Origin of the sequence: Leptothoe sp. LEGE 181152 (genome assembly GCF_032906605.1) — a bacterium.
Lineage (GTDB): Bacteria > Cyanobacteriota > Cyanobacteriia > Phormidesmidales > Phormidesmidaceae > Leptothoe > Leptothoe turfae.
The window spans coordinates 1-24943 of sequence record NZ_JASATU010000012.1; the positions used below are offsets into that span (position 1 = coordinate 1).

The window sequence follows — 24943 nt, forward strand, 5'->3', positions numbered from 1 at the left end:
TCGTTGCAACCAACAAGTTCAGGCTTTGATGAGACTCGACCGAAACAAAATTGAGTATCATTTACGAGGGCTAAGAGCTATAGAAGCTGTCCTAGATACGCTTTAGCCGTTGTGTCTCCCTTTCAGTAAACATAGATGTCTTCTTTATTATTTTTCACATAACAATTGATTAGGGAGAAACTTTCTGCCTAATTCTCCGATTTAGTAGATTAGGTAGAAATATTTCAGTCTAATACTCTTTATAAGAAGATTAGGTAGACACCTGTCAGCCTAACATACCGATTTGGGGATTATTAGGTAGACACTTTCCACCTAACCACCAAGGCTTTATACAGTGGTATAGCTGCATAAAACTACAGCTATACCACCTCGCCCCTACCACTCCATCAACCTCGGATCAAAATCACGACTATCCACCGCCGCCACCGGACCACCCACATCATCCACATCCTGCATCCATGTCTTGCATTCCACGCCTCAAACCGGGTCGCCTGGCTCAGCACAATAGGGTACGGCAATGATCGAAAATACTTCAGCTTGCCCGTCGCATTCCGCAATTTAGGCAACGGGTCTGCCCCTTGGCTGGCAATTTGCGGTCTTGGCCAGCGCATCGGCTCTTAACCCAAAATTGAATTATCTGAATTCTAAACGGATCAAATCACCACTTGCAGTGTCATCAACCACAACATCCTAGAGACCTACCCCACTGACCAGTCACAAAAGATTACAACATTAACCTTTATGTCAGAGAAGAGACATTGAACCCCTCAAGGAATATGCTAAATATATGAGCTGAAAAGCTTATAACCACAACAAAGGAGGTCAACAATCGATATTTCTATATCATCGTTTGACAGACTACAAATAGCACCCAAACAGGTCACTGATATTTCTTCTTACTTGCGCTAGAGAGTATTGTTTTTAGTAAAGATAGTCCTTCTTAGAACAACTCTAGAAAGCCTCGTTTAATGCAGAAGAGTTCCTCAGGTAGATCGTTCTGGGTGCTGTTGTGCTTTAAAGCGTCCCTAGAACCATTGCCCAACGCTACACCTCACTGGGCCATAGCATCAGAGAAGCGCTGCTCAGACTATCGAAACCATGGAAACTGATGCTGAGCTGTCCTTCATGGGTCGCACCTTCACAATGAGAGCCCCCAAGGCCATGCCTGCTTAGCCTGCTACTCGCAGCCTCACATATCACGGCGTTCGAGGTCACCACGGCTGCCAGAATCTCTCCCATTTGCTCATCGACACCCAAATGGAGTTTGAGCCAAGTGCGACGTTTACTGACGCCATGGAGACGGGTTTTCCATTCCTCGTCTCCATAGACTTTAATGCCCGTACTGTCTACCACCACATGACGTCCTCCAGTCGTGGGTTTCGTTGGTAACTCAATGCTACGATCTTTTGACGACGCGACAGGGTTGTATGCACCGGTAAGGTCACCAATACTCCCATCAGCTCAAAGTAAGAACAGATATATTGTTATTCTCCAATTAGTCCATTTTGTTCTAAAAATTCACGGGCTACTTCATCAGATTCTCGCCCATTACCGGCCACCTGCCAATTGAGGGTTCGCATTGTATCAGCGTCTAGTAAGGCAGAGAGCTGATTGAGGATATCTGCAATTTCGGGATATTCATTGAGAATTTCTTGTCTTACAATAGGAGCCGCCGGATAAGGTGGCCAGAAGTTTTTGTCGTCTTCTAAGGCCAGTAAATCATAGGCGACAATTTGTCCATCTGTGCCAAATCCAGCAGTTACATCAATTTCTCCTTCTTTAATGCCGGAATAAAGTAACCCTGGATCAAGGGCAACAACATCTCTAAAATTGAATCCACCGTAGGTATTTTTCAACCCAGGTAGTCCGTCCTCTCGGGCAGTAAATTCCTGGATGGTGCCAAGTGTCAAATCATTGGCTTTACTCGACAGGTCACTCACAGTTTGAATGCCCAATTCACTCGCCCGTGGCTTGGGCATAAGGAAGACATAGGTATTATTAAAGCTTGTTGGGTCAAGGACAGCTAGATTGAATTGTTCGGCATAGGTGTCTTTAACTGTATTGTAGACTTCATCTGCTCCCATGCTTGAGTCAAACCCCATACTGAGGTGAACTAGTAGAGCGGTACCTGTATATTCTGGATAGATATCAAGATCTCCGCTGACAATAGCCTGATGGTTTTCACTGGTTCCTCCTATAGATCGGTAGTCTGCATTAAATCCTGACTCATCTAACAGGATTTCGTAGAGATTGCCGAGAATGTATTGTTCGGTAAATTCTTTTGAACCTATGCGAATTTTTGGTGCGTCTGGATTACTACTATTACAAGCGGTCACACCTCCGATTGAGAGGCCTAATAAAATACCTAAAAAGATACGTCGTCTAAACATCAGTACTCTCCTGGCAAGCTACAAGATAAACAATTAATCAAAAACATAGCGAAAATACAAAGGTCAACAAACATCAGGATTTATGGCGATGAAGCCATCCCTCGGAGTTGTTTAGTTCTGGACTGATAATTGCGATAGTTAAGGATACATTCAAATCCAGTGATCACCGCAATGCTCAACGTCGCTAAGAGAAACATTCTCAATCCGATTTGAAGTTGTTCAATAGTGGTTAAGATCCCGATCAACAGCCATATCAACCCAGCAAGTGCTGTTCCGGCAAGGATAAACGAGGTCAGAAAAGAATGATCCTGCGGCTTTCGTCGAGGAAACAATGTTGCAGTTAAACTCAAAAGCAAAACGGGTAGACCAATGGCTCGATACTCAGGGTGGAGACCCGTTAGCACAATAGGATTGCCAGAAACATCAATAGATAGTTCCCAGGGTAGCAAAACTCCAAAGATCAGTGGCATCACAACAACAGCTAATAAAACACTCGTAAATCCAGTGGGGGTTTTGGCTATATCCCTTAAGCCCTGAGGTGTGGCCCAAGTCTCTAGGCGACCAAAGGCCTCCTCAAAGTAGAACGCTAATAAGGTCGCAGGCAATGCCCCTGCTAACATAATGTGATCTTTATTCAGGGCATGTCCCCGCAAAATCAAATCTCCTAAACCGCCACCGCCAATAAATGCTGCCAGGGTAGCACTCGCTACGACCACCACAGCTGCGGTTCTCACACCTGCCATAATGATGGGCAACGCAATCGGCAGTTCAAGTTTTAGTAAAACGTGGAGATCTCTCATCCCCATGCCATAGGCCGCTTCTTTGGTATCCGGGTTAACTTGTTCAATGCCAACGGTTGTGTTGAGCAACACAGGTAAGGTACCAATAAATCCCAATGCAACTAAGGTGGGTGGCGTACCAATTCCCAACAATGGTAAGGCAAGCGCCAAAATTGCCAAACTTGGGATGGTACGACCAATTTTACTGATGGTGAGCAAAGGGTCTCGTAACCATCTCACCCGTGAACTCAAGATGCCTAACACCAGGCCCAGGACAATCGAAATGGCCAGCGCAATGAATGTAATCTGCAAATGCTGACTCAACGCAATTGTAAACTCTTGAGACTGACTGACAATGTAATCGAACATTTCCCTCAACATGCAGACTCCTCCTACTGAGTGGCGGAGCCGGGCAAGGCTCGCTCAATGTATCCAATGACCTGATCAAATAAAACAGCAAGGACAGCGGCACCAATCGCGCCAGCCACAATTTTGTCGTTCCGGGTACCGCCTGCAGAAATCCCTTCAAAAATTAGATTGCCTAGACTAGTTGCTCCAAAAAACGAAGCTAACGTGGCCAAACTAATGGTCGAAACCGTTGCAATGCGGATTCCTGCAAATATGACCGGTAAAGCAAGGGGGAGTTCAACCTTAAGTAAAATACTGCGATCGCGCATGCCCATGCCGCGAGCAGTTTCAATGACAGCGGCATCAACGCCGTCAATACCAACCGCCGTGTTACGGATAATCGCCAGCAAAGAATACAGGGTGAGGGCAATAATCGCCGCCTTAAACCCAATGCCTACCAGCGGCACCAGCATACCAAACATCGCTAAGCTGGGGACGGTATACAACATTCCAGCAAGTTTAATGACCGGATCATAAAGAACGCGTACACGCGTGATTAAAATCCCCAATGGCACACTAATTAGGACAGCAAGCACCAGTGTCACCAATGTGATCAACAGGTGTCCTCCCAAAAAATCTAGCACTCGGTCAGGACGTCCTACACCAGGCAGGTAATACAGCAAACCATCTTTGATACTGACTAGAAAACGAACGAAATTTTCCATTATTACACTGGGGTTAACGGCCTATTTTACGGAGGTAGTCAGAACCTTGGAGCGTTTGATCAGACGCTGGGCATCGTCCGCTGAAACCAGTCCCACTAAGTGGTGCGCGCTGTCAAGCACAGGCAAAAGACTTATCCCATAGCTCAACATTACAGAGAATGCATCTCGCATGGTGGCTTCCTCTTCAGTTGTCGTAATAATCTCATGCACAATCTCATGGGCATATTTACCCGGATGAGCTTGTGCACCGTCAAGGGTGACATAGCCAATAAGCGTTTGAGCATCATCAACGATAAATATGCTATCCAGGTTGTACTGCTGCATGCGAGTGGCCAAATCCGACGCAGACTCATTACATTGACCTTGAATTAGAGTGGTCTGCATCACCTCACCGACACGCACCAGGGTAAGCTTTTTTAAGCCTCGATCTGAACCGACAAAATCTGCAACAAAGCGGTTAGCCGGATTGGACAGAATATTAGTCGGTGTATCAAACTGTTGCAGGACTCCCCCGACTTGCAAAATACAGATAAGCGTTCCCATTTTGAGGGCTTCATTGATGTCGTGAGTAACGAACACAATGGTTTTTTTCAGCTGCTTTTGCAGACGCAGGAATTCGTTTTGCAACCGATCTCGAGTCATGGGGTCAATGGCCCCAAAGGGTTCATCCATCAGCATTACCGGTGGATCAGCCGCCAGTGCTCTTGCCACACCCACGCGCTGACGCTGCCCCCCTGAAAGCTGTCGAGGATAGCGATCGCAAAACTGCGAAGGATCTAGTCCAACAATGTCTAAAAGCTCATTCACACGACGATCAATGCGCCTCTTACTCCAACCCAACATTTGAGGAACAAGGGCAACATTGTCTCGAATTGTGAAATGGGGAAATAGACCGACCTGCTGAATAACGTAACCAATATTGCGACGGAGCTCAATCGTATCCTGCTTCAGGATATTGCGTCCCCCAACAAAGATATTGCCACTGGTGGGTTCAATCAGACGGTTGACCATTTTTAGAGCCGTTGTTTTGCCACATCCAGAAGGACCAATGACGACACAGGTTTCACCTTCAGGCACGGCAATCGTTAACCTCTGAACCGCAGGCTTGCCTGAACTGGGATAGTATTTCGTGACATCATCAAATTGAATCATTGGTACCATTGCATTTACCTGGATTGTGAAAGATCAATACCAGCTAGTTGAGAACAGTCATTCTTAAGATTTAGTTCTTATTACATTTATTTTTATAGTGTGATTGTTAGGGATAAGAGTCATACCACAAGTCCATATCCTTGACTGTGTCTCGTCAAGCTACAAAAGACACCTTCTCATCTTTAATGCCACACCACAAGTAATTGGCAAAGATATTGTCAAAGCTTAACCTCAGAAGAATATTAATAATAATTGAATATTTGGCTCTTAAAACACCTTGATTCGAAGGTGTCTGAGCATTCATGAACAACTCCCTTCTAAGCTGATTGGCTCTCTTCAAAAAGATGAACTCACCTAAAAACAATTAATTGGGGTGATATATCTAAATATCAATTTGAGGTCAAGGGCTAAGTTGTTCCATACTACTTTAGTAACATAGATATTACAGAACAACTTTCTCACTAAATCAAGAGTAAACTAACGATTGTTTTTGAGCAATGAACAACTCCAGTACTCAATTGAGCTGATCATTAATGGTGATAATCACTTTCTGTCATCCCAGTTCTGGGGAGTAGAAAAGAGTTCTTCTATATCAACGACTCTGTTGCATCCACTTGCCCTAGCTGTTGCAAAAATAGTTTTATTTTTTTTAACAGCTAATCAACCCTTGTTGCTGCTCCTTTAGAGGCTATTGCACAAAGCCTAAAACCTCTAATACATAAGGATTTAGCTATTGTTTCTTGTAGATAAACACGTCTATACTCACATCATCTGGACACAAGGAGTATCCCATGAACCAACGCCCCAAACGACAACCCAGACGACGACCTAGACAACAACGGCGTTATCGCCTTATCAGCGGTAGCATGCTTATACTCCTCGGCTTCAGCCTTGGTATCGGCCTTCGCTTCCAAGCCAAAGCTGCCTCAGCCAAGAAAGACCTCTGCCAGGATATAATATCCAGCCAAGCCGTTCTTTCACGACAACAGCTTATCCAATTGCTCACGATCCCCGAACGAGAAAATCGCCAGGCCATCGAAGCCATTGCAGAAGAGCCTTACTGCACACTAACCACCCTTGAGGTGAGGGCTGGGGTCATCGCTGAACGCACTGCCTATCCCCTGGCATTTGATCCCAATACCTGGTTGGTTGTGCTTTACGAAGAGGAGGAGTATGTCGGCTATGGCTTTAAACTTCAGCACTAAACACATACTAAGAATCACTGGTGGTGCACTGCTCACTCTGCTGACGGCCTGCCAGTCAGATCCCCCAACTCGCAACATTACCATTCAACAAACCTGGGAACTCCAGGTGGGTAATCAGGTAGGAGATTATCGCATTAGTAGCGGTCTTGGGGACGTTACTCTTGAATTGGATGATGATCCAGTGCGGCTACCCTTTGATGGCCAAGTCCAGCCTATGGATCCGCATTGCATTGCGATCACCAGCCCCGAGGTGCCCGCTTATCTGTTTCGACTCTGCGGCATCAATAGCCCCAAGTTGGGGCAAAACAACAAAGGTCACATCATTGGTCGGGCTCAGCAGCTAGTTTTTGCCGCTTTTAGAAAAGAACCTAACGGTACTTGGGCACTGATCGAACCGGCCACTGATCTGATTGAACAATTTCTGACGGAGTAATGCATCATGACCTATCGCTGGTCAGTTCACTGGTCAATTCCTATGGGCATTGTCTTACTGTGGGCCGCTCCGGCTCCAGCCAAAGATATTGCCCTGACATTTGATTCACCAAGGGCTCATCCTCCCCAACGAATCAAAAACACAGACCACAACAACGCAGTTAGTCTCAGCTTTGCGCCCAAGCCTCAAGGGGCACCAGTACCAGTTACCCAGGTTCTCCATACTTTAGACACGTTATTCCACGGCGGGAGCAACTCCTTAGTTGCTCGTGCTGTGGGCAGTGCTGAGGGCACCCGCACCCCCGACGGTGGCTATACCTCTGCTTACTACGGCCATATAGATCCTGGCAACCACAAGTGGAATCTGGGCAGCTTTTCTTATCAGCATGGAGCCAACTCCCCTGGCGAAGCCGATAACAAACAGCTCCAGCGCCTGTACAACCAGGCTATTGAGCTCCGGCAACAGGCTAGTGCACAACAGATCACTCTATCCCTTGCTGAGGAACTCAACGGTATCGATCTAGCTAATCAGGCCCCCTTAGCGGCTCTAGATCGAGGCTATATCAATTGGCTGGCAAAGCTCTACAGACGTGACAACACCAACCTGCAAACAATGAGTGCAACCGACCGCATTATCTGGGCCAGAACCCATGCATTTCTTGATCCCGATAGCGGTCACTGGAATGCCCCTGGTCTAGGTAACACCCTAAACTCCATCCGCTGGGACCAGGCTAGACGGCAACAGGCTGTGCAACAGGCAATTGAAATGAACTCAAGCAGGTGAGCCACAACATCGCTCACCCCTAACTCTAAATCAACAAACGTTCTGCTGAGGGATGGGAATGGTGAGGGATGGGGTGATGGGGGTGAAGGCTAGGATGTTGATTGGCTATTTCTGGGGTGAGGAGGCTTATGCGATTCTGGGGATATATTCGCTGGATGGCTTGTATATCAAACTATTGGGCACTGTTGTCTCCCCCTTGAGAAAAGGGGACTTCTTAATCTTGTGGAAGTTTAGGTGTAACTGAGCCGATTACAGACTGTTGCCAATCAGGTTAAATCCGGCCCATTCTCTGGGAGTACGATCCTGTTCAATTGCTTGTAACATAGCCTGACGTAGGGCTTGGGCATAAGAAAGATGAGGATTTTTGGTCACTTGTTGATAAAAAGCTTGCATCAGGTCCGCTGTTGGGGCATCGGGAACTGCCCACAAAGAAACCATCACCTGCTCTGCTCCGGCTAGCAAAAGAGAACGGGATAACCCAACTACGCCATCGCCCGTAATCTCACCACGCCCAGTATCACAGGCGCTTAACACCACTAGCTCTGCTGATAAGGATAGGTTGGCAATTTCTGTTGCCGTTAGTAAGCCGTCCTGACCATCTCCGGCAGCTAACGCGATCGCACCGGGGACCGTAATCGATTCATCCTCACCAGCGTAATCCAATAATCCATGGGTCGCTAAATGAATCCATCGGGCATTGGTCAATTGAGGAACTACGGTTGCTTCAGTTGCAGCTTCCCCTAGTAAGGGAGTGGTATTGAGGAGGGGTGCGATCGCAATCGCTTCCTTCTCGGCCCCTGGCAATGGGGCCAGCTCAAACCCTGGCACCTCTGGCATCGTTGGATCACCCACTACAACAGCGCCAGACCCACTGGCAGGTTGGATTAACCCTAATGCTTGCAAAGAGGGCGCACTGAGTAGGGTATGGTGCTCAATAAGATAGCGATTATCATCATCCAGTAAGGCTGCAAACGGCACCAGCAACAAACTTTCCTGGGGAATAACCACAACTGGCTCAGTGGGGTCTGGGGGTAAATGCTGAGCAATGGGGTCTATTAATATGTCGTGGAGCTGGCGTAATGAGTTACCTTGTTGTTCCGGATCAAACGTAGAAACAACCTTAATGCCACCTCGACCCAGTACACCCAAGTCTGAACGAGCATCAGCCACCAAATCACCCAGGGCAGGATAGTCTGTCAGGTCAACCTGCTCAAACTGAATCTCTCCGGTGGGTTGTACCACCCAGATGAGGAGCTCCATAGGCTGATTTTGCAGTTGATTATCCCGTCGCTGGGGTGCAAAAATCTCTTGGTTATCAACAATGAGGGCATATTCTACTACCGTAATTTGCTGCTCTTGGGCAATTCGTTTAAGACCTGCCAGGGTGGGCTTTGGTTGGGCAGGTGGTGGGTTCTCTTTTGCCAGCTGTTCAACAAACGAGCGGGCGCGCCCTTGTTCAGTCACTTCCAGGGCTAACTCAGGCTGGCCTTGGGCAACCAATACCTGCTGCAGGGTGCGATAGGTTAATACCTGGGTATCAAACAACTGAATCCGACTTTGATCATCGGTACCCAGGGTAGAGCGTTGGTCTTCCCACAAACGAATGGCTTGTTGTAGGTAGATAGCAGCTTCGTCCAGACGGTCATCAAGAAAGGCCACATTACCCAGATTATTGAGGGTTTGGGCAGTCCCTAACAGACTACCTGCCGCCTGTTCCGCCTGTAGCCGCTGTTGCAGCAGGTCGGTGGCTTGGCCATAGTTACCCAGGGTGGCATGGGCTAACCCCAGGGTGCCTAGAACATTGCCAATGAGGGTCGGATCACCCGTTGCTTGGGCTAGTGTTAGCGCCTGGGGCAAGGTTTCTAGAGCTATCTCGGGTTGTTTTAGCGCCAGCTGGGTTTCACCAACGTTGGCCCGTCCTATGGCTTGAAAATAGGGATCTTCTAATGCTTCTGCCAGGGTGACAACCTGTTGATGATACGTCAGGGCTTGGGGATAGTCTCCCTGGAAGAAGTAGGCGATGCCCAGACTTTGGGCAGCCTGTATTTGGAGGCTTGGATTTTGGGTTAACGTTGCCACCTCCTCCAACTCCTGTGCCGTATTCAACAGACGATCATAATTGCCTAGAACAGAATAGGTGACTGCCAGCAAACTCAGGGCCCTAGCCTGGTTCAGCGGGTCTGTTTGAGAAAGGGCCAAACTCTGCTGCAAATAGGTCTCAGCCACATCAAACTGCTCGGCCTGCACGGCAGCACTGCCTAGATTGCCGAATGCCTGGGCTGTGAGCGATGGATCACCTAGCTGTTGGGCGACATTGAGCTGTTGCTGGTAGTGGGTGATGGCAGCGGTATAGTCAGCGGCACTAAAGGCTACCAATCCTTGTTGACCATAGATCAAAGCCAGGGTTTGCCAGATCAACGATAGAGAAGCCGTGTCATTAATCTGTTGGTAGAGACTGAGGGCGGTTTGGAGAGAGTCAATAGCATCGTCTAAACGGTTTTCACCATAGGCGGTGACACCTGTCTGGAGTAAACCATCAGCTTGGTCTTTTAGCTCTTGAGAAGAAGCTGTTTGGGCGAGGGTTGATCGTACGCTATTTCCAGCAGGTATACCACTGGCAGCAACGCTGCTAGGGATCAATAGCAGCAGGCAGGATAGGAGCAGACAATAACGGTGGAGCATAGGGCACTGGCATTGATGCGGACACCTCTGGGGCAAACGTTATTTTTAGCTAGGCCGTCAAATTAAGTCTAACTAATTTAATATCAATCATTACCATAGATTGAGAGTCGCTTTAGATCGCAGTCTTTCCATTGATATATGGTCATTTTGTAACTGTTGTCAGCATCCCTGTGCCATCTGAATGAAATCTTAAAATTACAGCTCGTTCGAATAACCTGGGTGCATCGAGCGGTAACGATAGATGTAGTGCAAAGAGTGCATCAACAGATCACCACATTGCAATTGACTTCGTTTATCAGATTGGTTTTAGACTAACCCATGAAGAAATTAGTATTCTCTTCTATCGTTGGCATTGGTATTCTTTTTACCAGTGGATTGAACTGGCGACAGCTACAGTCTGCTAAAGCAGATGTAACGATTCGGCGTTCAGCTCCTACATTCACCCTTGACCCCAGCGAACTTGATCTTTCCACATCGGCGTTTGTGCCCGATAATCTGCCCATTTCTAATGAACCTGACGGCGGTCGTGGCATCATTGGCCCTGATGACCGTACTGAGGTGCGCCTACGCGCCTACCCTTGGACAGCCATTGGCCGTTTAGATGGCATGACCCAGGACGGTGGCCGCTACCATTGCACCGCCACCCTAATTGATGTCGATATTATTCTGACTAATTCTCACTGTGTCATTGACCCTGAAACCAGTCAATTTGCTGCTCGGCTAGTCTTTTCACCGAATGTTATCGATGGCACCGTTAGTTCCCCCCTAGACCGTGCAGAGGTCATTGACGGGCTGCTCGGTACAGAATTTCAAGACCGTAGTGATCCCCCCCATGAGGATGATTGGGCCATTCTGAAACTCAATAAATCCCTTGGGGAACAGTTTGGGACTATTCCGTTAAAGGCGATCGATACCCAAACCCTTGTGCAAGGGACCTACCGTAATAACCTGATCATGGTGGGTTACTCCGGTGACTACCCTGCAGTACTTCCCGGTCTCACTGCCGCCGCCCATATTGGCTGTAGTATCACCGCTGAGGCGGAGGAAGTGATTTATCACATTTGTGATACCTATGGTGGTTCTTCAGGTGGCCCGCTTTTAGCTAAGGATGGTGAAGACTTTAGCATCGTCGGTTTGAATGCAGCCGCTCAGCTAGATCGTGAGGAGCGTGGAGTCGTTAACTATGGTGTCAAAATCTCTCGTATTCTTGATCGCTTTCCTCAGCTAACAAGTCGATAAAAATAGCCAGCCATTTACTCGGTGCCACTCACTCGGTGCCACTCACTCGGTGCAATTTAATCTATATGGATCAAACCTATCGCCTTGTTGTTACCCATGTGCAGCAGATCTGTCTCTTTGATCTGACCTGGGGCGATGGCATGCAGCTTACCGCCCAGGTGCCCTATCCTGAAGAACTCACCCTATTACACCAACGCTGGCAGCGGGCTTACTACAATTTCTATCGTGCTTTGCAGAAGACCAATGCAGTGGGTGAGTCATCGGCAATGCGGGGACGAACGGGGGCTGTGGGGCAAGTGCCTGTTGCCCAAACCGACTTGCGGAGTCAGCTGGGTCAGGCTGAGGTACGCCTATTGACGGTGTTTCAAAGTTGGCTGGAACGGCGTGAGTTAATTGGCATTCGTGAACAGTTGAATCGGCGTGGAGAGGGACTCCAACGTGGGGTTACGTTGTACATTACCTGTGCTGCTAAGGAGCTGCGACGATTGCCATGGGAGACCTGGGAGCTAGCCCGAGGTTTTGGTCAAGGGCCACCCATGCGGATTACACGGCTGCCTGCCAATATTTCCGTGGCGGCAAACCCACCGAAGAAGCAACGGCGTAAAGCACGTGCTCTGGTGATCATTGGTGATGATTCGGGACTGGATTTTAAGCAGGATTTAGATGCTATTGATCGGTTGAAAACACTGGTAACTATTCAAAAAATTGGCTGGCAGCTGGGGCAGAAAACAAATGCTCTGATTGATCAGGTGCGAGATGTAATTCGTGACCCAGAGGGGTGGGATATGCTGTTCTTCTTTGGCCATAGCAATGAAATGGCTGAACTCGGGGGAGAGATTGCGATCGCACCCAAAACCACAATCTCCATGCGCGACCTGGAATCTGACCTCGCGGAAGCTAAACGCAACGGCCTCCAGTTTGCCCTGTTTAACTCCTGCAAAGGCTTAGACATCGCTGATCGGCTAGTGGCGCTGGGGCTAAACCAGGTAGCCATCATGCGAGAGCCGATCCACAATGACGTCGCTCAATACTTTCTATTACAGTTTTTACAACAGTTATCCCAATATGCCGATGTGCATACAGCTCTACAGGAAGCAACAAAGGCACTGAAAGCTGAAAAGACCATGGCCTATCCATCGGCCTATTTAGTGCCCTCTTTATTTAGCCACCGGGGTGCGCAGCTATTTCGACTCCAGCCAGTGGGTTGGCAAGCCAAGCTAACAGAGCTATGGCCCAGTCGAAAACAGGGGATGGCGCTGGGTGCGATCGCAATTCTCTCATTGCTACCGCCGGTGCGAGATAGGCTGATGGCGGGTCGCCTATGGACCCAGGCAGTTGCTCGTCAGATAACAACTCAACCTCTCCAGGCAGATGTTTCTCCCCCCGTGCTGTTGGTCCATGTGGATGAAACATCCATTGCCAAAGGGATTCCTGACGGTGATGCCAACCCCATCAATCGAGCCTACTTAGCTAAGCTACTAGACCGAATTGTTGAGTTAGATAGTCAGATTATTGGCATTGATTATCTGTTAGATCGGCGTCAGGATGAGAATAATGCCCGCTTGACAAAAACCCTGGAGAAAGCAGTCAATGAGGGTAACTGGCTAGTGCTGGCCAGTGATTTGCTAGATAAGCAAGAGATTGGCCCTTCAGAAGGGTTGGCTAATCCGGCATGGAGCATGCAGGGGTTGACTAAGGCTCCGGCTTCCTGGCACCTAAAAGCACTACAAATCGGTCAAGATTGCCACAGCCGTTGTCCTTTCAGTTACCTACTGGCAATTACCCATGCAGCAAGGGAGACCCCAGCTGGCAAAAGCCTGACCCCCTCCTTAGACAGAACCAACAATCTGCGTAAAGAATTATTTGAGACGATTATAAAAGACAATAATTCTCCAGTCTTATATCAGCTCTTGAACTATCGCCTGTCACCGATTTTAAGTCTGTCTCGGTGGATAGAACAACGCTGGTTCCATCCTATTTTAGATTTTTCAATGCCGCTCAGTCATATTTATGATCGCATACCAGCCCATGCGTTATTAGAAGAGGATATACAAGATTTATCTGCTCAATATGACTGGCAAAACCAAATTGTATTAATCGGTTCTGGTGGCTACAACGAGGCGGGTATAGGCTCTGAAAGTGACTATGTGCCGAATCCACCAGCCATTCAATTTTGGCGAGACCAAACCCAGGACTTGAGTAGTCGATTCACAGGGGTAGAAGCTCATTCGTATATGATTCATCATTTTTTAAATCAGCACTGGATGATACCGATTCCTGTTTTGTGGATGGTAGGAATTGGCACCATTGTAGGTGCGATGTCTGCGCTAGCTATGCAACGGGATCAGCAGTTACGACACTATCGCTGGCTAGGGCTCATAGGTTTCAGTGTCGGATATGGGCTATTCGGGATTGTCGTGTATGGTGCAGCCTCGATTGTTTTGCCCTGGCTACTGCCTACGGCCACTGTGTGGGTATATCACATACCCGGTTTGCAACGTTGTAATCAGGAGAAAAATCTATGACGATTCACTTCAAGGCCATGGGGCGCATGGGGTTGGTTAGTGTTGTTGCCCTATGCCTGGGCCTGGGGTTGGGATCAAATGCTAGCGCCCAAAACTCCTCTAGCGATTTACGCAGCCGCTTAACTAATATTTGGAGCCGTATTGTTAGGGATGATGAGGACAGGGAAAGAAGTTTGGTGTCACGGGGACCGCTATGTGTGCTCTCACCCACCCATCTGGGTGCAAATACTCCTGAGATCTGGCATGATCAGCCTGTGATTGTTTGGCAACCTGGGGCAGTGGCTAAAGTCTCTCTAGCGGTTGACTCAAAGAGTCCTTTTTGGGAATACACACCATCTGCTGATGAAACCCATGTCATTTATGATGGTGACCCCTTAGAACCCGGAGAAACCTATACGTTAGGACTATATGCCATTGAGAACGCAGATCCTACCTTAATTCCTAACTTTCAAATGGTCTCAGCTGAGACACGGACATTAATTAGCAATGAATTGGAGAGTTTTTCTAGCCCGAATGAGTCAACGGTGTCTAATGCTGAGTGGACTGCGATTCAGCAGACTGAGTATTTTGTGGAGCATGATTTTCCCTACGATGCAATTCAAGCTCTCTTTAGTGTAAGGGAGCCATCGGCTGAGCTGTTGGGAATCCAAGAAAAGATGATTGAGAAGGTGTGCACCTCTTCTCAAGATTAGGGCACGCCTATATTCAACAGAGCGGTGCGCACTAACCAGTATTATCTGATTAGTGCGCACCTGATTTTTCTAACGCTTTTTCTTAAACCCAAGTAATCCCAACCCAAAGAACAAAATTATCATCACCATCCCTGGTTCAGGCACACTGACTACCTTGTCAGATGGGTCTGTTGGATGATGCGGAGGGCGACTACGAGCAGATGTCGGAGGTATATCCCTACCTTCAGGCAAGAACTCTTTGCCTAAACGTGGTTGGGGAGACAGGTCTGGCGGTAGCTCCTCTGGGTCAAAACTGATAATGGGTGTTTCAGGCGTTGTTTCCACCTCATCCTCAGGAAACTGAAAATTAAACTCAGGCTCGTCAGGTTTCTTTTCTGACTCTACTACTGCTGGATAAGGCTGTTGCCGTAAGACTGGAGTCTTTGGCAACGTCTTAGGTGTGGGAAGCTGTATTGGGTTATCTGGAACCGTTGGTACAATTGGCTCAGGGGACTGTCTCGGAGCATCAGGTACAGTGGCATCTATGGGTATTGGCTCAGGTCCTTCTGGTAGTGGACCAGATCCTTTAATGGAGGGCCGATCTGGATTAGTCAGAATGATCGGGCGTTCAGGACTGTTGCGAAAATAAGGTGGCACTGTCACCTGGGGGGTAACCTCCAGACTGGGGGCAACGTCAAAGTTCGTATTGAGTTCAGGATAGAACTCAATTGTGGGCGAGACGGTAATCTCTGGGTTAAGTTCAGGATTGAATTGCAGTTCAGGAGAAAAAATCATCCTAGGATCAACCGTAACTGGAGTTTTTACCGTGATGTCAGGATCTACAGATACCCTAGGCAATTCAATAGTAATGTTAGGAATCTGGCTATCGGGACGAAAATCAGGAACAGGTTTATCCAGAGGCTGAGACTCATCGGGTAGGTGAAAGATATTGGTATTGAACCAATTGTTAAACATGTCAAAGACATAGGTATTGCCGGACAGCAAAATGAAACTTAAACTGCCAGCGGCGGATAGTGAGATCGCAGGTAACCCATATTGGAGTAGCTGCCGCAGCACGATTTGAGCTTTGGGCATGGGAGTCTCCTCATTGAAGAATCAGGGACTGAATAGCTGCTACGAGCCACTCAGCCAGGGTTACTTCTTCGTTGTTAAAGCTTATTCACACTTGAGAACATTGTGGATCAGTGAAGTGGATCAGTGAATAAGTCCCTTCAGCTCAGAAGTAACGACGGAGAGTGGATTGAGGATTGACTGAATGCTAAAGCAATTACTTCCCTGGATTCTGATGGCAACGGGTGCGTTTACAGGGGTAACCCAACCAGCGGCAATGGCAAATAATCAGCCCATACTTGCCCAAAATCCAACGCTCACTGCGGATCAAGCGGATCAAGAAGAACAGTTATCCTACACCTTCTATGGCCAACAAGTTCCCCTGGTGGAACGTTCAGATCAAATTGCGGTGGAGTTTAAGCCTGTTCCCTCCTTTACCCGTGACCTGAGTGAACCGGCCTATTTACGGCTACAGCGAGACCTGACAGCGGCCACTAGCTTTAGTCGAGAGGCACATAAAGCGGATGTCACCGTGAAACCCCTGGGGGAACGCTATGCCCTGGTGGAACTGCCCCATGGGTTAGATGAACAATGGGCACAGCGGCTGAATCAAGCCTATGTGCAGGCCACCCTACCGGTGCTGAGTCGGGAGAATATGACTGAATCCATTGTGGTCACTCAGGAAATAGTGGTGAGTTTTGAACCGGGCATTGCTGATGAAACGGCCCGCCGTTTGTTGGCCCAATATGGTGTAGACGTATTGCGATCGCTACGATTTAGTGAAGGACGCTACCTGGTGCGGGCCAATAATGTGTCAGGCACAGCAGTGCTGGCAGCAGCCACCCAGCTAAGGAATTTACCTAACGTTCAATCGGCCACGCCAAATTTTGTTCAGTCCATCCCGTTTGATGTATCCACATTGGATATTCTCTCTATGGACGACCCCCAACGCACCAATGGTCCAGAAAATGTATCTAATGTATCTGCGGCCCATGAGACGTCCCCATTTCCTAACTCATTGTTGCCATTGCAGTGGCATTTAAACAGTCGGGCTGTGCGGCCTCGCCCCTACCCACGGGTAGACGTGCGGGCAGTGGAGGCTTGGGAGACCACCCAGGGAGAAAATGTGGTGGTAGCCGTTATCGATAGCCTGATTCAGTGGGACCATCCTGATCTGGTGGACCGAGTGTATACGGTACCAGAGACTATAGCAGACCGGCTGCCAGGGGAAGAATATGGTTGGGATTTCTCAAATAAAGAAATAACCTGTGCAGGGAGTGAAAACTGTGCTCTGGGAGATGCCGATACCCGCATTAATGAAGAGGAGTTGGCCTATCTGAGACCCCATTTGCAGCACACATTTACATTAGGGACTGCGGATCTGTTGGCAGCCTATCCAAACCTGGCGCAACAGATTGCTAGGGTCATGCCCACCGCCTCAGAAAAACAACAGGCAGACGTTCTGCGGCGGATTATTCAGTTAGAGATTGGCAATGAGTTTCATGGTACCTGGTCAGCTGGGATAATTGCGGCAAATCCTGCGGGCCGTCAGGGAGTAGTCGGTGTTGCCCCTGAGGCACAGTTTTTGCCAGTGCGCGTATTTGGCCTGGGGGGAGAGATTACTGTAGCGGCACTGATTGAGGCCATGGGTTATGCAACAGCAAGAGATGTGGATGTGATTAATCTGAGCCTGGGGGGGTTGTTACCGGACGAGGAGCTTAGCGATCAAATATTTCAGATACTGGATGCACATCCAGCCATGGTGATTGTGGCCTCAGCGGGAAATAGCCAGCTGGATGGAGTATCTTTTCCGGCAGCGTTGCCAGGCGTAATTTCGGTGGGGGCAACAAATGTTCGGGGGAACCGCAGCTATTACAGCAGCTATGGAGCGGGACTGGATGTGGTAGCCCCCGGTGGTGAGACAAATCGTGAACAGGCGGGCGGTATTTTGACGGTTGGGGGTACCTGGGTGCCTGGTTTTTGGCAGAGTATGGAGCCACCACAGACGAGTTGGGGCTTGACGTTAGATCCGTTGGGACAATATGTGCAGGTACAGGGGACGTCGTTTTCGGCCCCGGTGGTGAGTGGGGTGCTGGCGTTGATGCGCTCGGTGGATGGGGCGCAGCAGTTGAGTCGAGATGAGCTAGGGGCAATTTTGGGGCAGACGGCGAATTATGGGCCGTTGGCACTGAGTCAGGCGGATCAGAATCGGTATCGGCTACAGGCGTCAGCTGGATTTGGTACGGCAGTCGATTTTCCATTTGTGCGGCCTTCGGGCATTAGTGGACCGGTGGAGGCCATTGCACCGGAAGTGTATTTCTTTGGGCAGGGGCTGGTGGATGCTGTGGAAGCAGTTGAAGCCGTGATGGAGGTGGTTGAGAAGAAAGGTTAATAGTTGGTTGAGTTTTTGGATGGGTGGGGGTCATAGTGAGGATGGCCCCTACTGCCGATGTTGCAACAAATTGGTTGCATTGTGGTTTAACTCTTGAAATGAATTATGAAAACCTTAACACTGCAAATAGGATTATCTGTTTTTTTCACAATGTTGATGATAGATAGTAGTGAAGCAGTACAGAAAAATCCAACTGTTGAGTACAGGGTTAAGTCAATTTCGGTAAAACAAGACGATGCCGTTACTTCTATAACAGATGAAGCTGAGCAATTAAATCGGATCGGTATTGCACTCATCAATCAAGAGAAATACTCAGAAGCACTGGAAAAACTGCTTAGTTCTTTAGCGCTCTATAGGAAAATTAATAATCTTCAAGGAGTCGGGGTTTTATTGAGCAATATTGCTACCGTTTATGAATATCAGTATAAGTATGAATATGCTTTGGACGTTCACATACAGGCATTGGCGATTCTTCAGGAGGTTGATAACCGGCATGGTCAACGTAATACACTAAATTCTATAGGTTTCATTTTTAATCGACTAGGTGACTATACAAACTCTCTAGAATTTTTCAAGAAGGCTTTAGTAATCGATCAAGAGATTGGTGAGCTTCATAATATTGGCATATCTCTAAATAATATTGGAAGTGCATATCATGGATTAAGTGATTATTCTCAAGCACTAGAGTTTTACAATCAGTCACTAGAAATTCGAAAAAAACTTAATGATCTTCAAGGGAGAGCTGCTGTCCTAAACAATATTGGTACTGTTTATTTCGAACAATCTTTATACTCCAGAGCCATCGACTTTCATCAGCAATCATTAGCGATACGTAGGGAAATATTTGATTCTTATGGCATCGGAGAATCTCTTAACAATATTGGATTGATTTTCGCCGTGTTAGGCCAGTATAAAAGAGGAGTTGATATTTCCATGGAAGCTCTTGAAATTCAAGAGTCAGTCTCGAATTTTCGAGGTATGAGGGAGGCTCTCACTAATATTGGATTTATGTATTCACGTCAAGGTCAATACGAGAATGCACGGCTGATTTACTCAAGGGCTCTGGAAATTAGTCAAAATATCGATGATCGACGTGGTGAAGCTACTTTACTCAACAGTCTTGGGTTGATTTATTCTAGACAAGGAGACGATTCCAAAGCGCTTAGTTCTTATCAAAAATCACTGAAAATCCGCCGAGAGATAAAAAATCCTTGGGGTATTTCGGAAACACTACACAATATTGCTGCTGTTTATTCACGTCAAGGTGAATATGACAAAGCATTAGAACTTTACAACGAGTCACTTTTGATTGCTCAGGATATTAGTGACCTTGCTGGACAAGGAAGCACATTAGGGAGTATTGGAAGCTTATTTAAAGAACAAAATCAAGTTGAACTGGGAATTACTTTTCTAAAAAAGGCTGTGACTGTTTACGAGAGTATTCATGGTGATCTCAGTGTTTTAGATCATGGGTTACAAGACTCATACAAAGAGACAGTATCAGCAACTTATCGTGAGCTGGCTGATTTACTCCTTCAAGAGAATCGAGTGCTAGAAGCCCAAGCTGTGCTTGATCTTTTGCGAACACAAGAGCTAGAAGACTATTTTCAGGATGTACGTAGTCATGATGATGCCCCTAGAAATTTTGACTATTGGCAACCAGAAGAAGAGATCCTTACCCTTTATAAAGAGGTTCTTCTCGCCAAAGAGGACTTAGCTCGACTCAAAGCCAAAGCAGATACTGAGGGCTATGACTCACTCACGTCCGAGGAACTAGAGCTATATGATCAACTTAGCGCCCGTGAAGGCGAATTGTTAGATAACTTCACTGAGTTTCTAGAATATCCAGCCGTTAAAGCCGCCATAGCCCTGCTACGCACCTCAACAGAAGGCCAAAATATTGAACTGGCCAGCCTCCGCACTCTCCAAAACAACATTGCCAACCTGCCCAATGCAGTCCTACTCTATCCGCTAATTTTTGAAGACCGCCTAGAACTCATCCTGGTCCCCCCAGATGCCCCACCCATCCGTCGCCCGGTGGAAGTCAGTGCTAAGGACGTCAATGAAGCTATCCTCAATTACCGCACCCTGCTCCGTAGCCCCCATGGCTCTACCCAACAGGCAAAAGCAGCTGCGCAAAAACTCTACAACTGGCTAATTAAAGATATCGAAAAAGACCTGGCCCTACTCGATAATGGCACCAGCACCCAAACCATTGTCTATTCTCCAGATGGTGCCCTGCGCTATATTCCCCTCGTCGCCCTGCACGATGGCAACCAGTGGCTTGCCGAACGATTCTCAGTCACCCACATTACCACCGAGTCCATTAGTGACTTTGACACCCCACCCCAGACTGAGCACACTATTCTGGCTGCTGCCTGTGCCGACTGTAGTTTTAGCCCCACCGTTGGTGGTGAGCAATACACCTTTAGCAACCTCCCCTTTACCCGCACCGAGGTCAACAACCTGGCAGCCCAAATACCCAACACCGATGTTCTCCTCGATGCTGACTTTAGCAAAACCGACACCGAACGCCGCATTGAATTAGTTGGCTACAATATTATTCACCTGGCCACCCACGGTGCCTTTATCTCCACCAGCCCCGATGATTCATTTCTGTTATTTGGCGATGGTGATATTGCCACCCTGCGCGATATTAGCAGTTGGGATTTAGAAGATGTCGATCTGGTGGTACTGAGTGCCTGTGAGACAGGACTGGGCGGACAGGATTTAGACAGTGGGATCGAGGTATTGGGGCTGGGCTACCAGATTCAGCGAGCTCAGGCAAAAGCAGCGATGGCATCGCTATGGCGCGTAGACGATGGCGGCACCCAGGCCCTGATGAATGCCTTTTACCTGGCCCTCAGTGAAGGATTACCCAAAGCCGAAGCTCTGCGACGGGCACAGTTGGCCCTGATAAAAGATGATCTCTCGGTAATTTCAGGAGAATCCAGAGCGGCAATTAATATTGTCGATTTCGACACAGGGGAACCGATTAGTCTGAAGGCAAGTTCAGATCATCCCTACTACTGGGCACCGTTTATTTTGATCGGCAACGGTTTGTAGCTAGTGCGTGGATGTGGAGCCGCAACAGTTTGGTGCCGCCTAAACAGACGACTTCAAACATAGACAATCTGCTATCCAAAAAAGACTTCAACCTGACAGGTAAAGCCTGGCAAAATAGGCGATTTCAAACTATCTTGCGAAAATAGTGTATTCATGAGTTTCAACAAACCATCTTCTCGGCGATACACTTCCAACTGCTGAGCGCGCCAATCTAAAATCCAATACTCTTGAACACCGCGTTCACTGTAGAGCTTCACCTTGGTTTCTCGATCTCGCTCTTGATTTTGTTTGCCAGCTGATAACACTTCAACCATAAGTTCTGGTGCAATGGTCAAATGACCTTCATCATCTAACCCTACCGATAGACGCTCATAGCTAATCCATACAACATCTGGAATTACATTATCTGCATCCTCAAAAATGACACCGGGTGTGGGTACAGCTTCACCGAGCTTACTAGTATCCGACCAAGTGTTGAGGACCCTGACTACATTGCTAATGACCTTTTGATGTTTCCAGTGAGGCGCACGGGTCGTTAGCAAGCGTCCATCAATTATTTCATAGCGGTTGCTACTATCAGGTAATCGCTTTAAGTCTTCGGTAGTCCAACGAACTCGATTAATAGATTGAGTCATGGCAGGCGCTAGGCTAGGGAGCCGATGGTTCTAGCCCCATGATACTAAAGTACTTACTTAAACGGTAAATTGTGGGTATCGGGAGTGCGATCGCACTTAAGTGAAATTACCTCTCCGTTAGCTGAGCCTGCTTCTAGGCCTTCAAACAAAACCAAACGGAGGTAGCGTTAATGTTTCACCATCCGATGAACTAATATCCACAGTAAACAGCTCATCTAAATTACCAATTGCCTGGATATATAAAAACGTAGTCATCGCCCCCGGCTGCACCTTACTAGTAGACATGACCGATGTTTGATCGCTTACCTGAAGCTCTGTGCCAATGGGTAATGGCTCATTGGCATCTGCACCAAATAACACAAATAGACTACTCCATTCATTTGTTTCTGCCAGTTCCCAGATGAACGTATAAAAGTAACAAATGACATTACCCACTCTGACAGACTGACAAGCTCCAACTGCGTCAGTGGGCACACCCACACTTCGGTCCTGCAACTCCCTAAGAATGTCTGATATTTTACCTAGAGGATCTTCAGCATCTCTAAAGTCCCTGAGCTCATAGCCACATTCTAAGGACGGGATAAACTGCCACGCTAGCTGCTCGGCCACAGTATCTAACTGCCCCTGTAGCCATTTCCCCGTATTGATAACCGTAGTCACAGTCTCATGCAGCTGAGTAGTAATTTTCTCTTTTACGCTAGATGTGACCGTGTCAGGTTTGATAATAGCCTCTGGCTTTAAACAGCTGAGATACCACAACAGTTTTTCAGGAGGCACTGTAAACTCGCTTACCGGCACCCCATACTCCTCAGCCTCGCACTGTCGCTCAACATAAGCCTCTAGCTGATGAGACAGTAACGCTGTCCTCACGCGCACCTGCGCCACTTCTTCGTGCACCTCTACTAACACATACAAATGGGCTGTGTGCTTCTCACTCAAGGCACTGGCTGGAATCACCACCTGATCATCCTTAAGCGTGCCCATGGGTAAAATATATAGCCGAAAATCTCCCACCTGAATAGTCGCATCTGTACCCGGCGCGACAGTCTGTGAATAGCTAATTGGTAGCCCACTATTCCCTTGATTTAGCCATTGTTCAAAGCCTGTAATGGCGAGGGCCCTTAAAAAGCTATGCCATTGTTCATCTGCATCTGCAATATCACGACAAACACGCTGAGCCCATTGAGTAGACGTATTAGTTAGCATAATCGTTTCTGTTGCTACAGGGTGAAAACCTTTGAAAGGGGCTGGGTTTGAAGGTTGAATACTCATGGCTTATCATCGGGCTGCAATGGTAGGAATGTGTAAATCTTAGGAAGGCAAATCAGGGGGCAGTGGTAGTGTGTCAACAACTGCGCAGAGTTGTCGGGCAAATACACTATTGGCTGTGCGATTTTTCGGTATCTGTGCTTCCGAGGCCGCTTCTGCCATCACCGCATCCGCCTCTTCGTTTAGGATTTGCTCTAGCTTGTCAGCAATGTTATCTAACTGATCAGGCGAAAGATGTTTTAGGGCGTTTTTTTGTACACGTTCCTTAAGTTGGTTAAGCCAATAAATACAGACTTCAGTGCGAAATTTTTTAAGATTCAGTAGCCGTGTGACCTTAACCTGACTGTTTAACCCCAGTGTTTTGGCAATCTCTCCCATGGGCCGTCCCTCGCAGTGAAACAGCTCCAATGCTTGACGATATACTCTGCCCTGGGGGGGTCTACGCTTTTGGTAATGGACCGTGTAGGCCGTCACCGTTACTTTAATGGCCTCGCCTAGAGTATTGAGAAAATCTTGACGATAGTTCTTGGCAAATTCATCTTGGATCTCCTGAAAATCATCAGAGACTGGGACCGCTGGTTCGGTGTATTCATTGGCATCAAGAGATTGGCTAGGTAGGCTGCCTCCCCGTGCAGCAACACGGGACTGGCGTAGCTGTTCTGCCAGGTCATGAAGCTGTGATAGAACGACATTTGGCGGTTGGCTAAGATCTATCCGCTGCAACTGTTCATCGGTAGGAGCGCTACATCGTTGCCCACGGCTAGTTCTCTGGGTAATGCGGTCCCTCCGATACACCCGATGGTAAGCTCCTAGCAACTGGGCAGCGATGTCTAACTCTGATGGACTCAGATGCGGTAAAAACCGAGGCAATTGGGTCGCCTTTGTATCATTCAGAATCGCCCAGGGGGTGGCTCGGTACAGTCCCTGACTAAGCAAAAAGTTATTTAATTCACGGTGATTTTTGGTGAGGCGACTGGCCCAGGTACTAAGGGCCCCCCGGTCTGGATCATAGCTGGCCAAGATCTTCATCGTAAACGATTGGTATGTGGCGGGCACTTTACCATCGTCATCTAACACCAACGGCCACAGGTCAGCTGCTTGAAAGCCATAGGTTGCACCAAAACTACGGGCTAGCTGGATGCAGATGTAAACAATTTGGTGAGATAACCAGCAGCGCAGACATAGCTGCGCCATGGACGCTTCATTAGGATGCGCCTGGCAAATGCGCCATAGCGTATCCTGACAAATGCGATCTGATAGCTCCTCAGCCGCGATTTCATCTTCAAAGCGAGCTTTGAACCATTGCTGAGCTTGGGGACAGTCTCGGTGTTCCAGCTGCCCTGCGGCGGTGAGGGTTGTTATTTGCCAATAGCGAAAGGGAGGTTCCATAGTGCTTGGATACGGACAGTGCCCTGGGGTTAGTCTAGATTGATTTTGGCCATGGTCAGAGAAATCTGAGGATTACCTGCAAAATTTCGATTTCGAGGCATTATAGAGATAGAGCATCGTTCTCATAGGTGGGGTTCGTTAACCTGTCGCCGTTGGGTATCGCTGGGTTAAGCAGACTTATTCACTCAG

17 protein-coding genes and 1 pseudogene are annotated in these 24943 nt (G+C 47.9%); 8 read left to right on the forward strand and 10 right to left on the reverse strand.

Going from position 1 to position 24943, the window contains the following annotated elements; translation table 11 throughout:
* Nucleotides 1–1197: 1197 nt before the first annotated feature.
* The 5 genes and pseudogenes from QGP82_RS06540 to QGP82_RS06560 all read right to left on the reverse strand — a co-directional run.
* Nucleotides 1198–1472, reverse strand: a pseudogene (locus QGP82_RS06540) (transposase); the annotation flags it as partial.
* A gap of 12 nt (nt 1473–1484) precedes the next feature.
* Nucleotides 1485–2390: a glycine betaine ABC transporter substrate-binding protein gene (locus QGP82_RS06545; RefSeq protein ID WP_499057900.1), complete on the reverse strand. Its 906-nt coding sequence runs from the start codon at nt 2388–2390 to the stop codon at nt 1485–1487.
* Nucleotides 2391–2470: 80 nt separating this feature from the next.
* A complete protein-coding gene (locus QGP82_RS06550; RefSeq protein ID WP_499057902.1) occupies nt 2471–3550 on the reverse strand; it encodes an ABC transporter permease in 1080 nt (359 codons plus the stop codon).
* 11 nt (nt 3551–3561) lie between these two features.
* On the reverse strand, nt 3562–4242 hold the full coding sequence (locus QGP82_RS06555; RefSeq protein ID WP_163669206.1) for an ABC transporter permease: 681 nt from the start codon (nt 4240–4242) through the stop codon (nt 3562–3564).
* Nucleotides 4243–4263: 21 nt separating this feature from the next.
* The gene (locus tag QGP82_RS06560) at nt 4264–5403 is read right to left on the reverse strand and encodes an ABC transporter ATP-binding protein (protein WP_163669204.1); all 1140 of its coding nucleotides are present in this window, start codon (nt 5401–5403) and stop codon (nt 4264–4266) included.
* Between the two features lie 782 nt (nt 5404–6185).
* Here QGP82_RS06560 and QGP82_RS06565 point away from each other — a divergent pair.
* From QGP82_RS06565 to QGP82_RS06575, 3 genes are read left to right on the forward strand one after another with little or no spacing between them, the layout of a single operon-like run.
* A complete protein-coding gene (locus QGP82_RS06565) occupies nt 6186–6599 on the forward strand; it encodes a hypothetical protein (protein ID WP_499057906.1) in 414 nt (137 codons plus the stop codon).
* On the forward strand, nt 6577–7032 hold the full coding sequence (locus tag QGP82_RS06570; RefSeq protein WP_499057908.1) for a hypothetical protein: 456 nt from the start codon (nt 6577–6579) through the stop codon (nt 7030–7032). Before QGP82_RS06565 ends, QGP82_RS06570 begins: the two co-directional genes overlap by 23 nt.
* A 6-nt stretch (nt 7033–7038) precedes the next feature.
* Nucleotides 7039–7815, forward strand: coding sequence for a hypothetical protein (locus QGP82_RS06575; RefSeq protein WP_163669198.1), 777 nt, complete (start codon nt 7039–7041; stop codon nt 7813–7815).
* A gap of 249 nt (nt 7816–8064) precedes the next feature.
* Here the strand turns inward: QGP82_RS06575 and QGP82_RS06580 are convergent, their stop codons facing one another.
* The gene (locus tag QGP82_RS06580; RefSeq protein WP_499057911.1) at nt 8065–10497 is read right to left on the reverse strand and encodes a CHAT domain-containing protein; all 2433 of its coding nucleotides are present in this window, start codon (nt 10495–10497) and stop codon (nt 8065–8067) included.
* A gap of 318 nt (nt 10498–10815) precedes the next feature.
* On the opposite strand from QGP82_RS06580, the gene QGP82_RS06585 reads away from it, so the two are divergent.
* The 3 genes from QGP82_RS06585 to QGP82_RS06595 all read left to right on the forward strand — a co-directional run bounded on the left by QGP82_RS06585 (nt 10816) and on the right by QGP82_RS06595 (nt 14953).
* The gene (locus tag QGP82_RS06585; RefSeq protein ID WP_163702201.1) at nt 10816–11736 is read left to right on the forward strand and encodes a trypsin-like serine peptidase; all 921 of its coding nucleotides are present in this window, start codon (nt 10816–10818) and stop codon (nt 11734–11736) included.
* 65 nt (nt 11737–11801) lie between these two features.
* Nucleotides 11802–14261, forward strand: a complete 2460-nt coding sequence (locus QGP82_RS06590; protein ID WP_499057913.1) for a CHASE2 domain-containing protein — start codon at nt 11802–11804, stop codon at nt 14259–14261.
* Entirely contained in the window at nt 14258–14953 is a 696-nt protein-coding gene (locus QGP82_RS06595) for a hypothetical protein (protein ID WP_499057916.1), read from the forward strand. The genes QGP82_RS06590 and QGP82_RS06595 overlap by 4 nt, the downstream gene beginning before the upstream one ends.
* Before the next feature lie 69 nt (nt 14954–15022).
* Here the strand turns inward: QGP82_RS06595 and QGP82_RS06600 are convergent, their stop codons facing one another.
* A complete protein-coding gene (locus QGP82_RS06600; protein ID WP_499057918.1) occupies nt 15023–16027 on the reverse strand; it encodes a PEP-CTERM sorting domain-containing protein in 1005 nt (334 codons plus the stop codon).
* Between the two features lie 181 nt (nt 16028–16208).
* Between QGP82_RS06600 and QGP82_RS06605 the strand changes: the two genes are divergently transcribed.
* Both QGP82_RS06605 and QGP82_RS06610 read left to right on the forward strand, forming a co-directional pair.
* Complete coding sequence (locus QGP82_RS06605) at nt 16209–18395, forward strand: S8 family peptidase (RefSeq protein ID WP_499057921.1); 2187 nt, start codon at nt 16209–16211, stop codon at nt 18393–18395.
* Nucleotides 18396–18545: 150 nt separating this feature from the next.
* Complete coding sequence (locus tag QGP82_RS06610) at nt 18546–21461, forward strand: CHAT domain-containing protein (RefSeq protein WP_499057924.1); 2916 nt, start codon at nt 18546–18548, stop codon at nt 21459–21461.
* A gap of 71 nt (nt 21462–21532) precedes the next feature.
* Here the strand turns inward: QGP82_RS06610 and QGP82_RS06615 are convergent, their stop codons facing one another.
* The 3 genes from QGP82_RS06615 to QGP82_RS06625 form a co-directional block, all read right to left on the reverse strand.
* Complete coding sequence (locus tag QGP82_RS06615; RefSeq protein WP_499057927.1) at nt 21533–22096, reverse strand: Uma2 family endonuclease; 564 nt, start codon at nt 22094–22096, stop codon at nt 21533–21535.
* Nucleotides 22097–22237: 141 nt separating this feature from the next.
* A complete protein-coding gene (locus QGP82_RS06620; RefSeq protein ID WP_499057930.1) occupies nt 22238–23302 on the reverse strand; it encodes a DUF1822 family protein in 1065 nt (354 codons plus the stop codon).
* Between the two features lie 105 nt (nt 23303–23407).
* A complete protein-coding gene (locus QGP82_RS06625) occupies nt 23408–24754 on the reverse strand; it encodes a hypothetical protein (protein ID WP_163669179.1) in 1347 nt (448 codons plus the stop codon).
* Nucleotides 24755–24943: the final 189 nt, after the last annotated feature.